Source organism: Streptomyces sp. HSW2009 (assembly GCF_040240285.1).
Lineage (GTDB): Bacteria > Actinomycetota > Actinomycetes > Streptomycetales > Streptomycetaceae > Streptomyces.
Window position 1 is genome coordinate 1 of the sequence record NZ_JBEHZD010000167.1, and the last position, 13,867, is coordinate 13,867.

At 73.6% G+C, this 13,867-nt stretch carries 13 protein-coding genes and 1 pseudogene; 4 read left to right on the forward strand and 10 right to left on the reverse strand.

Going from position 1 to position 13,867, the window contains the following annotated elements:
- The 6 genes from AAHZ94_RS14970 to AAHZ94_RS14995 form a co-directional block, all read right to left on the reverse strand.
- Nucleotides 1-481 (reverse strand): homocysteine S-methyltransferase family protein (locus AAHZ94_RS14970; protein WP_349993371.1); only part of this gene is annotated, 481 nt, incomplete at its 3' end.
- An 11-nt stretch (nucleotides 482-492) separates the two neighbouring features.
- Nucleotides 493-1,416: an LLM class F420-dependent oxidoreductase gene (locus AAHZ94_RS14975; RefSeq protein ID WP_349993372.1), complete on the reverse strand. Its 924-nt coding sequence runs from the start codon at nucleotides 1,414-1,416 to the stop codon at nucleotides 493-495.
- Between the two features lie 660 nt (nucleotides 1,417-2,076).
- Nucleotides 2,077-2,550 carry a DUF6099 family protein gene (locus AAHZ94_RS14980; RefSeq protein ID WP_349993373.1) on the reverse strand — a complete coding sequence of 158 codons (474 nt, stop codon included), beginning with the start codon at nucleotides 2,548-2,550 and terminating at the stop codon, nucleotides 2,077-2,079.
- A gap of 185 nt (nucleotides 2,551-2,735) precedes the next feature.
- Entirely contained in the window at nucleotides 2,736-3,113 is a 378-nt protein-coding gene (locus AAHZ94_RS14985; protein ID WP_349993374.1) for a nucleotide pyrophosphohydrolase, read from the reverse strand.
- A complete protein-coding gene (locus AAHZ94_RS14990; RefSeq protein WP_349993375.1) occupies nucleotides 3,085-4,644 on the reverse strand; it encodes an AAA family ATPase in 1,560 nt (519 codons plus the stop codon). Before AAHZ94_RS14990 ends, AAHZ94_RS14985 begins: the two co-directional genes overlap by 29 nt.
- Before the next feature lie 56 nt (nucleotides 4,645-4,700).
- A complete protein-coding gene (locus AAHZ94_RS14995) occupies nucleotides 4,701-5,117 on the reverse strand; it encodes a cell division protein SepF (protein WP_349993376.1) in 417 nt (138 codons plus the stop codon).
- 645 nt (nucleotides 5,118-5,762) lie between these two features.
- Between AAHZ94_RS14995 and AAHZ94_RS15000 the strand changes: the two genes are divergently transcribed.
- On the forward strand, nucleotides 5,763-6,446 hold the full coding sequence (locus AAHZ94_RS15000; RefSeq protein WP_349993377.1) for a TetR/AcrR family transcriptional regulator: 684 nt from the start codon (nucleotides 5,763-5,765) through the stop codon (nucleotides 6,444-6,446).
- A gap of 403 nt (nucleotides 6,447-6,849) precedes the next feature.
- Here the strand turns inward: AAHZ94_RS15000 and AAHZ94_RS15005 are convergent, their stop codons facing one another.
- A complete protein-coding gene (locus tag AAHZ94_RS15005; RefSeq protein WP_349993378.1) occupies nucleotides 6,850-7,086 on the reverse strand; it encodes a hypothetical protein in 237 nt (78 codons plus the stop codon).
- A gap of 185 nt (nucleotides 7,087-7,271) precedes the next feature.
- A complete protein-coding gene (locus AAHZ94_RS15010) occupies nucleotides 7,272-8,237 on the reverse strand; it encodes an SDR family NAD(P)-dependent oxidoreductase (RefSeq protein ID WP_349993379.1) in 966 nt (321 codons plus the stop codon).
- Between the two features lie 464 nt (nucleotides 8,238-8,701).
- Here AAHZ94_RS15010 and AAHZ94_RS15015 point away from each other — a divergent pair, with 464 nt between their 5' ends.
- Both AAHZ94_RS15015 and AAHZ94_RS15020 read left to right on the forward strand, forming a co-directional pair.
- Nucleotides 8,702-10,891, forward strand: a complete 2,190-nt coding sequence (locus tag AAHZ94_RS15015; RefSeq protein ID WP_349993380.1) for a GTP-binding protein — start codon at nucleotides 8,702-8,704, stop codon at nucleotides 10,889-10,891.
- A gap of 91 nt (nucleotides 10,892-10,982) precedes the next feature.
- Nucleotides 10,983-11,216, forward strand: coding sequence for a hypothetical protein (locus tag AAHZ94_RS15020; RefSeq protein WP_349993381.1), 234 nt, complete (start codon nucleotides 10,983-10,985; stop codon nucleotides 11,214-11,216).
- Between the two features lie 315 nt (nucleotides 11,217-11,531).
- Here the strand turns inward: AAHZ94_RS15020 and AAHZ94_RS15025 are convergent, their stop codons facing one another.
- Together AAHZ94_RS15025 and AAHZ94_RS15030 are read right to left on the reverse strand one after the other, a co-directional pair.
- Nucleotides 11,532-12,635 carry a sensor histidine kinase gene (locus tag AAHZ94_RS15025; RefSeq protein ID WP_349993382.1) on the reverse strand — a complete coding sequence of 368 codons (1,104 nt, stop codon included), beginning with the start codon at nucleotides 12,633-12,635 and terminating at the stop codon, nucleotides 11,532-11,534.
- A complete protein-coding gene (locus AAHZ94_RS15030) occupies nucleotides 12,632-13,291 on the reverse strand; it encodes a response regulator (protein ID WP_349993383.1) in 660 nt (219 codons plus the stop codon). The genes AAHZ94_RS15025 and AAHZ94_RS15030 overlap by 4 nt, the downstream gene beginning before the upstream one ends.
- Nucleotides 13,292-13,471: 180 nt before the next feature.
- On the opposite strand from AAHZ94_RS15030, the pseudogene AAHZ94_RS15035 reads away from it, so the two are divergent.
- A pseudogene (locus AAHZ94_RS15035) lies at nucleotides 13,472-13,867 on the forward strand (hypothetical protein); the annotation flags it as partial.

The window sequence follows — 13,867 nt, forward strand, 5'->3', positions numbered from 1 at the left end:
CGACCTCCTCGCTGTCCGTCAGCTCCGCGGGCCCCCCGGGCCCGGCCCGCGCCACGGCCTCGGCGCCTACCGCTGCCTGCCGGGCCAGGTGGACGCTCCGTCGGAACAGTGCGTCCACCTGGTGCCGGTCCAGGCCCCGGCGGGCGAAGCCCTGGTAGCTGGCCTGGTAGCTGGCGGTGATCAACACCCGTGCGCCCGCCCGTACGTAGGCCGCGTGGGCCGCCACGATCTGCGCCGGATCGTCCATCAGTAGTCGGGCGGACCAGAGGTCGTCCGACAGGTCGCAGCCCTGCGCCGCCAACTGGTTGGAGAGCCCGCCGTCGAGGACGACCGTGCCCCGGGCGAGGGCTTCGGCCAGGGAGGGCGGAGGGGCCGCGGGGCGGGGTTGCGGGGCATGCCGCTCCTGCCCGACGGGTGGCCCGGCTCCCGGTGACTCGGCCCCCGGCGGCCCGGTGGCGGGCGGTTCGGCGACGGGTGTCATGGCCGTGGTCCTCAGCCGAGCTGTGACTTCACCTGGGACGCGATCAGGTCCAGGTGGTCGAGGTCGTCCAGGTCGAGGACCTGGAAGTAGATGCGGGAGGCGCCGATCTCCGCGTACCGCCCGATCTTGTCCACCACCTCGGCCGGTGAACCGGCGAGTCCGTTGGCCTTCAACTCGTCCACCTCGCGCCCGATGACCGCGGCCCGGCGGGCCACCTCGCTGTCGTCCTTGCCGACGCAGGCGACCAGGGCGTTGGAGTACACCAGGTCGTCTGCCTTGCGACCGATGGCCTCGGCCGCCGCCCGGACCCGGCCGAACTGCCGGTCGCTGTCCTCCACGGAGGCGAAGGGGATGTTGAACTCGTCCGCGTACTGCGCGGCCAGGCTCGGGGTGCGCACCGCTCCGTGGCCGCCGATGAGGACCGGCACCTTCTGCTGGGCGGGCTTGGGCAGCGCCGGCGACTCGGTGAGCTGGTAGTACGTGCCGTCGTGGCTGAAGGTCTGGCCGACGGGGGTCTGCCAGAGGCCGGTGACGATCGCCAACTGCTCCTCAAGGCGCCCGAACTTCTCCTTCGGGAAGGGGATGCCGTACGCGCGGTGCTCCTCCTCGAACCAGCCGGAGCCGAGCCCCAGCTCGATCCGGCCGCCGGACATCTGGTCGACCTGCGCCACCTGGATGGCCAGCACGCCGGGGAGGCGGAAGGTGCCTGCGGTCATCAGGGTGCCCAGGCGGATGCGGCTGGTCTCGCGGGCGAGGCCGGCCAGGGTGATCCAGGCGTCCGTCGGGCCGGGCAGACCGTCGGCGCTGCCCATGCGCAGGTAGTGGTCGGAGCGGAAGAAGGCGTCGAAGCCCAGGTCCTCGGTGGCCTTGGCAACGGTGAGCAGGGTGTCGTAGCTCGCGCCCTGCTGGGGTTCGGTGAAGATGCGTAGATCCATGGACTCCATCCTGCCTGCTTTGGGGCATGCCGCCGACATGCCCCGATCCGTGTCAGACCGGTCGCGGAACCGGTGGGTCCGGGCCGGTGCGGCAGCGCCCGCACGGGGCCCGGGGGGGTGCCCGGGTGCGCCGGGCGGGGTGTCCGCCCGGCCGGCGCCGCGGTGACCCACGGGCCCGCCGTGGCAGGTCCGCCGTCACGGGGCCGCGGCTCCCCGGGGCCGCCTTCGTAGCTCTTTCGGTGCGCCCCGGCGCGGGGTACTCGGACCCGTGCCGGTGCCAGTGCCGGTGCCGAACGCGGTGTCGACGTCGGGCTCGGCGCGCTCAGGCCCGGCCTGCTCAAGCCCCAGTCGTGATGTCAGGTATGCGGTACCGCCCCCCCCGGGCGGGGGGGGGGGGGGGGGGGGTTGGGGGGGGGGGGCCGGGGGGGGGCGCGGGCCCGCGGGGGGGGGGGGGGGGCCGACGGCGGGGGCGCGGGGGGGCGGGGCGCGCTCCGCCCGGGCCGGCTCACCCCCCTGGCGGGCTGCCCGGTCGGCGGCCCCGCCCCGCGGGGCGGGGGCGGGGCGGGGCGTGTCTTGGCGGCGTCGGCCGCGGTCGGGACGATGGCACGGGCCTGGTAGGGGGCGGGCCGCGCGTGGCGTGGGCGTGCGGGTGTTCCCTGGTCAGGCGGCGCCGCCCGCGCGGTGGGTGGAGAACTCGCGCAGCATGCCGAAGACGCGGTCCCGCGATTCGTCCGCGGCGTCGACGGCCTCCACGCACTGCCAGTACAGCCCCTCGTCGGCCACGCAGGCCACCTCGACCAGGGCTATGCCCACGTCGCCGAGCAGGACCCCCAGGGCGAGCAGTACGCGCTGGGGATCGCGCACTTCCGTCAACTGGGAGGCACGTATCGCACCGCCCCATTGCAGCGTCGTATGGCCGGATGCGGGGCGCCGCAGGGCGCCGCACGCCCGGCCGCCCGCCTCGCTGAGCCCCTCGGCCTCCCAGCGGGTCACGGGGGAGGCGCTGCCCGCGAAGTATCCCCCGATCACCTCCGCGAGGGCCTGCGCCTGCCATGCTTCGGCCACGATGTCCTGCACGGTCTGTGACCGTGTCAGGGCCGATCGAGTGGCCTCGATGAGCCGCATCGCCTCCATGACCCCTGCCCCTCTCCGCCGTATGCACCGCGTCCGCCGCGTTCACCGCGTTCACCGCGTCCATCAAGTCGCTCGTGTCACCGAGCAGCCAACTGTCTGCTACCCAGAGTGATGAATGGCAGGCGGGAAAGCCAGGGGAATTCAGGAATCTGTGGACAACAGTTACGCCGCAGATAACTTTCTCACTACATAGAGTGACGATCTTCGCTGGAGGGTGCGGCCATGCGGCGTGCGGGGAACCGTAGTTCGTTGCGCTCGATCTTGGCGGCGAGCGCCGTCAGCGGGTCGATGTCCAGGGCCTGGCAGAACTGGAGGAGGTAGGCGAGCACGTCGGCCACCTCGTCCTCGACGCGGGCCGCGGCCTCGGCGTCGGCCATCACCTCGGCCGACTCGTCCGGCGTCAGCCACTGGAAGATTTCCACGAGTTCGGCCGCCTCGACGCTGAGCGCGGAGGCAAGGTTCTTCGGCGTGTGGAAGCGCTGCCAGTCGCGGGCCGCCGCGAATTCGGCCAGCCGACGCTGGAGAGCGTGCAGGTCAGGATCGGTATGGGGTGCCTTGGTCACGCCCCAGGTCTACCACTGTCAGCCCGCGCACCCCGAACGCGCCCGCCTCCCCGCCGTCCCGCCGGCCGCCGCCCCGGCCCCCCGTACCGGCCGACCCCACCGCGGCGGGCGCGGGGCCCGCGCCACCGGCCACCGCGGCACCGGTCCCGGCGGACGTCCCGGCGGGCCCGGACACCCCGGCCGGCACGGACAATCCGGATGCCCCGTCTCCTCCGACGGCACCGACGCCGCGCGCCCCGCCGCTCCCGGCGCGTGCAACAGGCGCGGCAGCGGCGGCCGGCCGCTCCGCAGCGGCGTCCGGTGCCGGGAGCGGCACCGTGTGGACGGCCCCGACGAGCCTGATGTGGCCGCGTTCGCACATCCGCCCGGCGAGTTCGAGGAGCAGTCGCGCCTGTCGTGCGTCCAGGCAGCGGTCGAAGCCGTCGGCCAGGACGGTCAGTGTCTGGAGTGCGGGCAGCACGTCGGCCACCGGATCGACGTCCAGTACGCCGGGCCCGGTGAGCAGGACCAGGGCGAGCCCCAGGTAGCGCAGTTCCCCGTCGCCGAGCCGGTCCACGGGCATGCTTCCGAACTCGCCGCGGCCGAGCACCGCGCGCAGGCCCGCGCCGCTGCGCCCGGTGCCGGTGCCGGCGCCGCCGCTGCGCCCGTCGCCCGTACGGGCCTGGCCGCCGGTGGCGCGCGAGCTGTGAGGTGCGAAGCGGCCGTCGCCCTCCGCCGGGCCCGTACGCGCGCCCGTACGCGCGTCCCCTCCCGCGCCCTCGACCGTGAGTTCCTTGACCGCCGGGCCGGCGCAGCCGTCCCGTACGGCGGTGACCAGGGCCGCGTGTCGGGTGCCGCACTCCTTGTGGGTGCGGTACAGGACGGCGGCCAGGTTGTCGCAGGCGCTGCGGAGTTGGCCGTCGGAGCGCATGGCGGGGCCCCGCATGGATTCGGGGCGCGGGTCGCAGGGGAAGACCGAGCGCAGCGCGACCACGATCTGTTCCGCGGCGGCGAGTGCGAGGCGTTGGCCTGCGGTCTTGCCGGCGATGCGGAGCGGCAGCAGAGCGGTGGCCAGGCGGTCGTCGGGGAGCGGGGCGCGGGTGACGGGGACGGCGCCCGCCGTGTACCAGGCGGCCTGTACGGTGCGCCGGCCCGGGTCGCGCAGCGCCGTCTCCAGCAGGACTTCGCCGGCGCCGGTCATGCGCTCGCCCACGATGCGCAGTTCGGGTTCGGCCTGGACGGCGACGTCCAGGCGTACGGGGCCCACGGTGCCGTCCACGGTGCAGCCGATGCGGAAGCCGCGGCGGCCCTGCGCGTCGGGGCGTGCCTGGTGGGGGACGCAGCCGACGGGGTCGGGGAAGACATCGGCGAGTCCGTCGCCCGCGGCGAGCCTGGCGAGGGCTCCGTAGGCTTCGAGTGCGCTGGATTTGCCACTGCCGCTGGGGCCGGTGAACAGCGTCACCGGTCCCAGCGGGAAGACCGCGCGCCGGTGCGTCTTGTAGGCCGAGAGCCTCAGTTCGGTTACGGCGGGCCGCTGGCCTGATGCGTTCATGGCGGGGAACGTATCGCCGCCGGATTTCGCCGAACCGTTTGCTCGTTGACGGTTTCCTACGAACGGGGGACGGAAGCCCCTGTCACGGTGGTGAATGCGGGGCGCAGTTCGGGGCCGTCCACCTCGGTGCCGACCGGGGAGAGCAGGAACACGTTGGTGTCCACGCGGTGCATGCCGCTGCCGAGCCCGAAGACGACTCCGCTGGAGAAGTCGAGGATGCGCTTGGCGACGTCCGCCTCGGCTCCCGTCAGGTCGAGCAGGACGGGTATTTGGGCGATCAGGTATTCGGCGACCTCGCGCGCGTCGGCGAAGGTCTGTACGCGGAGGACGACGAACTGGCGCAGGTCCTCCTCGGGCTCGTCGTCCGGGAGGGCCCGGTGGTGGGGCCAGGACGGCCAGGCGTTGTTGCTGCGCAGCGGAACGACTTCGGCGAGCCCTTCCCACTGTTCGTCGGTGACGTCGTGACGGTTCACCGGTTCACCCCAAAGGCGTGCTCGCTGGATATCTGCATCGGGCGATTCTAGGTATATGTGCGGCCGTGCCTCGCACACCGACACAGGTGGTGGCGGCGGGAGTGACGTAGGCAACGGTCGGGGACGGGACCGGGGCCGGGGCGCGGCCCCGGCGCGGCGACCTTGGGGGGCCGCCGCGCACCGCGTCCCCCGACGCCGTGCACCGCCGGCTCCGCGGTCCCGTCGTACCCGCTCCACGCCGTGTGGCTGGAGCTTTGAAGGTGCCGACCCCCGTCGGCGCCTCCCCCGTTGTCGCTCCAGCCACCAGCGCGGCCCATGCGCGCCGGTGCTCGGACGCGGGGCCGGGGCGACGTCGGCCGGTGGCACAACGGTTGAGTCGGCGCGGGTAGGTCCCCGCCGACCCCCCGTACCGCCGTGGCCACCGGCACGTCGCGCCGGCTCCGTTCCAGAGCGCCGTCCCCGGGAGCAACCCGTCCCGGGGCAGCGCGAATGGGAAGAGGCGGCAGTGAGCCCCCGTTTCTTGCTTCCCCCGACACCGCCGCCTCTGCCCCCGCAGCATCACATGCCAACGGGGCAAAACTCAACGTCGTGTTGAGTTTTGTCGAAACTGCGTTACGAGCCATTCGAACAGCTACGGTGAGCCGCATGGACGACAACGGGGACGAAGCGCTGCACAGTACGTTGCCTCCGCCGGCGGAGGTCAGGGGGCGACGGCGCCCCCGGCTCAGTCGGGGGGACCGTAGGGAGGCAGCCATCCTCGACAGCGTCGTCGAACTCCTACGGGAGCGGCCCGCGCGGAAGATCACCATCGAGGAGATCGCCAAGGGCGCCGGGCTCTCCCGCCCCTCCGTGTACTTCTACTTCGACAGCAAGCAGGCCATCATCGACGCCGCCGTACAGCGGGTGATGGGCACTCTGCTGTCGACCGCGGCGGCCGTCGCCGGGGACGAGGAGGTCACCCTTCAGGCTTCGCTCGACGGCCTGATCAACAACGTCCTGGACACCTGGGTGGAGCACGGTTCGCTGTTCTGCGCCGCCATCGACTACGTGGGCCGGGACATGGAGGCGCGGATAGCGTGGCGGGACGCGTTGGAGGCGGGAGCGGTCGAACTGGCCGCGATGCTCGAACGTGATCGCGGCCGTGGCCAGGTCAAACCGGGTGGCGACGCCCGGGCGCTGGCCGTGGCGGCGCACTGGATGGTCGAGCGGAACTGCTACATCCTCTTCAGCCGCGAGCACACGCCCGCCGAAGAGGAGGCGTTGCGCACCACGATGGTGCTCAGTGCCCGGCGGCTGCTGGGGCTGCCCGACCCCGCGGGCACGGTGTAGGCGCGTACCCGGTCCGGTTCAGCCAGGTCCGTCCGGCCCAGCCCGGCCCGGTCCAGTTCGGAACGGTTAACCCCGCTCTGGCCCAGCTTGGTTGAGACCGGTTCAGTTGAGGGGTTCGGCCCGGTCGAGTCCGATCCCGTACGGCCTCGTCCGGTCTCACCCGGTCTCATGGGGTCCGGTGCGGACTGGTCCGATCTGGTCCGGTTCCGTCGTGGCGGCGCGGTCTTCGTGCGGTGGCCGGTTCGCGCCGCGTACGCTCCTACGTCCGTCCCCTCCGGTGCGGTGCCCGCCGCGTGCGGTGGCCGGGCCGGGCAGGCCGAGAGCGGCCCCGGAGTGTCCTCCCGGGGCCGCTCTGGTGTGTGGCGGGCCGTGCCCGGCCGTGGGGCGCTCGGGGCGCCAGGGCTCACTGGTTCCCGAAGATGATGGAACCGTTGAAGCTGTTGATGGCGTTGTGGTTGAAGCTGTCGTCGATCGAGGTCTCGACCTCCGTGCTCCAGATGCGCTTCCACACGTTCACGTTCGTCGTGTCGTTGTCGTTGTGCACCGCCTGACCGCTGTGTGCCTCCGCCGATACGGCACCGGCCAGCGAGAGACCGGCGACGGCGAGCGTGATCAGGACGGGGCGGATGACAGAGCGCATGGCGTTCCTTTCCGAGGCGAGTGGTGGCAACACCGTGCGCGCCCGGGCGGAGCCCGGACGACCCGACACGCGCAGGCGCTGCGGCACTCCCCTCACTCGGCCCAATCCGCGCCCGCCCGGCGCCCCGGGCCGCCGTCGCCCCGGAGCACGGGTCGGGGCCGATGTGGGCCGGCGGACCGGTCCCGTCAGCTCGCCGTCCAGGCCCCGTCGAGCGGCAGTGAGGCGCCGGTGAGGAAGGACGCCTGTGGGGTGCACAGGTAGGCGACGGCCTCGGCGACCTCGGCGGGTTCCAGGAGGCGCTTGACCGCCGATTCTGCGAGCAGTACGTCGGTGACCACGCGGTCCGCCGAGATGCCGTGGGCGGCGGCCTGGTCGGCGATCTGGCGCTCCACCAGCGGGGTGCGTACGTAGCCGGGGTTGACGCAGTTCGAGGTGACGCCGTGCGGGGCGCCTTCGAGCGCGGTGACCTTCGACAGGCCCTCAAGTCCGTGCTTGGCCGCCACGTACGCCGATTTGAAGGCCGAGGCGCGCAGCCCGTGGACGGACGAGATGTTGACGACGCGGCCCCAGCCCCGCTCGTACATGCCCGGCAGTGCGCCCCTGATCAGCCGGAAGGGTGCCTCCAACATGACCGTGAGCACGGTCGAGAAGACCTCGGGCGGGAACTCGTGGATCGGCCGGACCAGTTGCAGCCCGGCGTTGTTGACCAGCACGTCCACGCCTTCCGCCGCCCGCTCCGCGGCGTCGAGGTCGGTGAGGTCGAGCGGGATGGGCAGCAGCTCGCCGGCGGGCGGTACGGAGTTCGCCACGTTCGTGGAGCGCGTTGCGTTCGTGGAGCGCGTTGCGTTCGTGGAGCGCGTTGCGTTCGCCGCGCTCCCGGTGGTGCCCGCGTCGGCTGTGGTTTCGGTTGATTCAGCCGATTCAGCCGATTCGACGGTGCCGGCCGATGCGGCGGCATTGGAGCTGGCCAGCAGGGCCGTCAGCCCCTCGGCGTCCCGGTCCACCGCCCGCACCTGCGCACCGGCCGCCACCAGCCGTAGCGCACAGGCCCGCCCGATACCGCTGGCCGCCCCCGTGACCAGCGCCGTGCGTCCCCGCAGATCGAGGGAGACGGCGGCGGGCTGAAGGGGCTGAATGGGTGACAGGTTCATGGCCGTCACCCTAGGTCGGGGCCGGGCGCCACCGCAGCAGGTCGCGCTGACCACAGCCGCTCGCGCTGCCGCCGCAGTCGTGGGCCCCAAAGGTGTACTGGCGTACGGCGGGGAGCGCGGGCGGGAGGGGCGCCGCCGGCGGGCGCGGCGGCGACGAGGCGCCGGGCCACGGAGCGGAGCAGCACGGACCACCGCGCCACGGGGCGGCAACACCGGCGCCATAACTCAGTTGCCCACCGCGGTCGGGCTCTGTTGGACTTTCTCTTGGCGGCCGGATCGGGGCCCGCGCCCTTCGGCGTGCCCGGTCGACGGGCGTCCGTGCGCGCTACGCGTTCCGGTACGGACCGTAGGCCGCGCTTCCCAGTCAGCCGCCCCGCCGCGGCGTCCCCAGGAGATGATCATGCGACTCACTGCCATGTCCCACCCGCAGGTATTGACCAACTCTGCTAAGGACATGACACATCTTGCACACCGTGAACCTGGGCATCCTCGCGCACGTCGACGCCGGTAAGACCAGCCTGACCGAGCGGCTCCTGCACACCGCCGGGGTCATCCCGGAGGTCGGCCGGGTGGACGACGGCAACACCCAGACCGATTCACTCGCCCTTGAGCGGCAGCGCGGCATCACCATCAAGTCCGCCGTGGTCTCCTTCCCCGTCGCCGACCTCGCGGTCAACGTCATCGACACCCCGGGGCACCCCGACTTCATCGCCGAGGTCGAGCGGGTGCTGAGCGTCCTGGACGGGGCGGTGCTCGTGGTCTCCGCGGTCGAGGGCGTACAGGCACAGACCCGGGTGCTGATGCGCACCCTGCGCCGGCTGCGCATCCCCACGCTCATCTTCGTCAACAAGATCGACCGTTCCGGCGCGCGCGAGGGCGCGTTGCTGCGCGAACTCGCCGCGAAGCTCACCCCCGCCGTGCTCGCCCTCAACGCGGTGCGCGACCTCGGCACGCGGGACGCGCGCTCACTGCCGTACGACATCGCGGACGCGGGCTTCCGGAGCGCGCTGCTCGACGCGCTGACCGCGTACGACGAGCGGCTGCTTGCGGACTTCGTCGCCGATGAGGCGCGGTTGGACGACGCGCGGCTGCGGGCGGAGCTGGTCGCGCAGACCGGTCGCGGGGTGCTGCACCCGGTGTTCTTCGGTTCGGCCCACACCGGGGCCGGGGTGGCGGAGCTGACCGCCGGGATCGCGGAGTTGTTGCCCCGCGCGCGGGGCGAGCGGGACGCGCCGGCGATCGGCACGGTCTTCAAGGTCGAACGCGGGCCCGCCGGCGAACAACTCGCGTACCTGCGGCTCCTTGCGGGCACCGTCCGCGCCCGGGACCGCCTGTGGTTCGGCGAGCCGCACGCCGCGACCCCGCGGGGCGAGGCCAAGGTCACGGCGGTACGGGTGTTCACGCCCGGGCCCGGCGGGCAGGCCGCGGCGCTGGCCGCGGGCCAGATCGGCGCGGTCCGGGGGCTGACCGGCATCCGGATCGGCGACGCGGTCAGCGCGCAGGAGGCCCAGCCACCGACAGCGGCACCTCCCCAGACACCGGCACCGGCACCGGCACCGGCACCCGCCGGCGCGCCGCCAGGCGCCGAGCCGCCCGTGGGGTCGGCGGCGGGGGCTGCGGCGGACGCGGCGGCGGAGGGTCCGCACGGCTGGGCCGCAGGCGCCGGGGTGCCCGTGCGGCACTTCGCGCCGCCGACGCTGGAGACGGTCATCGCCCCGCGCCGCGCCACCGACCGGCCCGCGCTGCACCTGGCGCTCGCCCAACTCGCCGAAGCCGATCCGCTGATCAACCTGCGGCAGGGCGGCGACCGGCAGGAACTGTTCCTCTCGCTCTACGGCGAGGTGCAGAAGGAGGTCATCGAGGCGACGCTGGCGCAGGAGTTCGGGGTGGCGGTCGTCTTCCGGCGGACCAGCACCATCCACGTCGAGCGGGTGATCGGCAGCGGCTCGGCCGTGGAGGTCATGCACGCGCCGGGCAATCCCTTCCTGGCCACGGTGGGGCTGCGGGTGGAGCCGGCGGCCGAAGGCAGCGGGGTCGCCTTCTGGCTGGCCGTCGAACTCGGTGCCCTGCCGCACGCGTTCACCAAGGCCATCGAGGAGACCGTACGGGAGACGCTCGGGCAGGGGCTCTACGGCTGGGCGGTCCCCGACTGCGTCGTCACGCTCACCCGCTCCGGCTACGCGGCGCGGCAGAGCCACGCCCATGCCGTGTTCGACAAGAGCATGTCGAGCACGGCCGGCGACTTCCGCAAGCTGACCCCGCTGGTGCTGCTGACGGCGCTGCGCCGCGCCACCACCCGGGTGCACGAGCCGATGCACCACTTCCACCTGGAGGTGCCGGCCGACACGGTGGGCGTGGTGCTGCCGGTACTGGCCCGGCTCGGGGCCGTACCGCGCCCGCAGGCCGTGCGCGGCGGGTACGGCGTACTGGAGGGAGAGGTTCCGGCGGCTTCGGTGCACGCCCTGGAGCAGCGGCTGACCGGGCTGACCCGCGGCGAGGCCCTGCTGGACTGCTCCTTCGCCGGCTACCGCCCGGTCCACGGCGCCCCGCCGACCCGGCAGCGCACCGATCACGACCCGCTGGACCGCAAGGAGTACCTACTGCGCGTGGTACGGAACGTCACCGGGGCACAACAGGGCGCCTGGGGTAGGTGAGACGGGTGGGACCAGAACGGATGGACAGCACGCTTCGAGAGGGGTAAATCCGCTCCATCGAGGGCCATTTGGGCGTGACTTCGGTGTGTTCGTGGGCGTTGGTCCGGACATGAAGATGCTCGACCTGTTCACCGTGGCATCTGTCGTCGCAGGTGCCGTCACGGCCGTGGGCGCTCCGCTGGTCCAGGACGACCTGCCCGGCATCGATTGGGGCAAGGCGCTGAGTCAGTCCGAGGCACTCGGAGACCTCAGCGACCGGCCCGCCGAACACTCCGCGTCCGAGGCCGACTCCCCTCTCTCACCCAACGCCCCGCGCACCACCTGACAGCGCGCAGGGCCCTATCCCCCGCCGGCTCCCCCACCGGGGCACGCCTCCGCACCCCGCGGATCCGTGCCCCGGTCTTCGTATGCGGCCACTCCTATCCGGCCCGTCCTGTCCTGCTCGCCCTGCCCGGTTCCTCACACGCGGCCCGGCATCCGGAGCTCCTCGCACGCGGCCCGGCGCACGGAAGCTCTTCGCACGCGACCCTTCGCACGCGGCCCGGCGCACGCGGCTCTCGTACGCGACTCGCCCCATCCGGCCGCCCCGTACGCCGGTTCGCACGCCGCCCCGTACGCCAGTTCGTCGCGTCGGGTGGTCTCACGTCTCCAGGGGCAGTTCGAGGGTGAGGCGGTAGCCGCCGGCGGGGGTGTGGGCCGCGGTGAGGTTGCCGCCGAGTAGGGCGGCGCGCTGGCGCAGGCCCTCCAGGCCGTGCTGGGAGCTGGGCAGGTGCAGGGCGGGGCGGGTGGCGGCGGTGTTGGTGACCTCGGTGGTGAGGGCGGTCGCGGTGTGCTGGACGCGGACCTCGGCCCGCGCGCCGGGGGCGGGCTTGCGCACGTTGGTCAGGGCCTCCTGCACGGTGCGGTAGACGGCGCGCTGCACCGGCGGCGGCACCTCGTGCGGCAGGTCGAGCCGGAGTTCGGCTTCGATGCCGCTGCCGGTGACCAGCCGTTCCAGGCCGGCCAGGGTGGGCTGTGGGGTGAGCTCGGTGGGGGCGCCGCCTGCGCCGCGCAACACGCTCACCATGTGCCGCAGCTCCTCCAGCGTCTGCACGCTGAGCCGGCGGATGGTGCTGGCCGCCTCCTTGGTCTCCGGGTCACGGGTGCTGACCTGGAGCGCGCCGGCCCGCACCGCAATCAGGCTGACCTGGTGGGAGACCACGTCGTGCATCTCGCGGGCGAGTTGGGCGCGCTCGGTGGCCAGCGCGGTCTGCGCGGTGAGCACCCGTTCCGTCTCCCTGGCCTCGGTGATCTCCGCCAGCCTGGCCGAGAGCTCGCGGCGCACCTGGACGAGTTGGCCGAGGAAGAGCGCGGCGACGGCGGAGGCCAGGCCGTGGCCGGCGGTGAGCGCGGTGAAGATCCCGTAGTCGCCCTCGGCGAACCGGCCGGTGGGCCAGGGCAGCGCGTAACAGGCGGCGAACGCCGCGGTGCAGCCGCCCAGTACGACCCGGCTGCGGGTACGGGCGGCCAGCGTGGCCAAGGTGACCAGGGTGGCGGCGGTGGCCGCGGTGACCAGCACGGCGGGCAGCGAGAGCACGAACACCAGCAGCGGCAGGGTGCGGCGCAGGACGAGCGCGCAGGCGGCCAGCAGGGCGCAGCCCACGCCGGTGCGGTCGGTGAGGTCGACGTTGATCCACAGGTCGAGGAGGCCGACCACCACCAGCAGGGCGTCGAGCAGGGGCGCGGGTATCCGGCGGGGGTTCACGCGCCGCCCCGGCCCGGGCCCAGCAGGCCGGCGCGCTGGGCGACCAGCGCCGCCTGGATGCGGCCGGTCACGCCCAACTTGGCGTAGATGGCGCTGACGTGGTCCTTGACGGTGCCGGTGCTCAGGTAAAGCCGTTGGCCGATGTCGGTGTTGGACAGGCCGTCGGCGACCAGGACGAGGACGGCGCGCTCGCGGTCGGTGAGCCGGGCCACGGCGTGCGCGTCCGGGCCGGCCGCCGCGCCGTCCAGGTAGCCGCCCACCACCCGGCGGGTGACGCGGGCGGAGAGGACGACGCCGGCCGCGGCCAGGTTGCGGATCAGGTGCGGGAGTTGCTCGGGGTCGGTGTCCTTGAGGAGGAAGCCGGCCGCGCCCGAGCGCAGCGCCGTGGCCACGTACTCGTCGGTGTCGAAGGTGGTCAGCATGGCGACGACCGGCGGTTCGGGCAGGGCGCGCAGGTGTTCCAGGACGGTGAGCCCGTCCACGTCGGGCATCCGGATGTCGAGCAGGACCACGTCTGGGTGGTGTGCGCGGACGGCCGCCACGGCCTCGCCGCCGGGCACGGCCGCGACGACCTCGATGTCGTGGGCCGCGTCGAGGATGAGTTGGAACCCGCTCCGGATCAACGCCTCGTCATCGACCACCAGTACCCGGACCACGCCGCCCCCTTCCGCCCCCGCCCACGCCCTGTGGTCCGACCTGCCTACCACGCGCGCCGGACCGGCGGCGGGCCGAACCGGCCGACCCTGCCGGGTGGCGGGGCCACTCCAGCCGACCGGCGGGGATCGGCAGCGTGCCGCCCGGTGGCTTCGGCGGCGGCGATGGCCGAGCGTGGGGCCATGGCACACACCACACGCGCCGCCGCGGAGGGCGATCCGCCGCGACCGGCTGGCGACGGCATGGGGGCCGCCACGGCGGGAGGCGGTACGGGGGCGGACGCGGCGGGCGGCACGGGGGCTGGCTCAGGAGGCTGCGCGGGCACAGATACGGGCAACAGCGCGGGAGCCCGTAAAGACCTCCGCACGGGCCCCTCCCCCGACGCCGACCCCGGCACCACCCCCGAACCCAGCGCCGTACCCAGCGCCGTACCCGTCCCCGGCCCCCCACCCCCCCCCCCCCCCCGGCGCGCGGGGGGGGGGGGGGGCCCCGCCGCTGGGGGGGGCGGACGGCTGCGCGCAGGTCACGAATCATCGACATACGGACTCCTCAGCGGGCCGGTCGTCAGCGGCGAAGCG

What these genes read in the sequence shown, in the direction of transcription:
- AAHZ94_RS14975 (WP_349993372.1), bottom strand. Translation starts at nt 1,416, where the DNA reads ATGGATCTACGCATCTTCACCGAACCCCAGCAGGGCGCGAGCTACGAC.
- AAHZ94_RS14980 (WP_349993373.1), bottom strand. Translation starts at nt 2,550, where the DNA reads ATGGAGGCGATGCGGCTCATCGAGGCCACTCGATCGGCCCTGACACGG.
- AAHZ94_RS14990 (WP_349993375.1), bottom strand. Translation starts at nt 4,644, where the DNA reads ATGAACGCATCAGGCCAGCGGCCCGCCGTAACCGAACTGAGGCTCTCG.
- AAHZ94_RS15000 (WP_349993377.1), top strand. Translation starts at nt 5,763, where the DNA reads ATGGACGACAACGGGGACGAAGCGCTGCACAGTACGTTGCCTCCGCCG.
- AAHZ94_RS15005 (WP_349993378.1), bottom strand. Translation starts at nt 7,086, where the DNA reads ATGCGCTCTGTCATCCGCCCCGTCCTGATCACGCTCGCCGTCGCCGGT.
- AAHZ94_RS15010 (WP_349993379.1), bottom strand. Translation starts at nt 8,237, where the DNA reads ATGAACCTGTCACCCATTCAGCCCCTTCAGCCCGCCGCCGTCTCCCTC.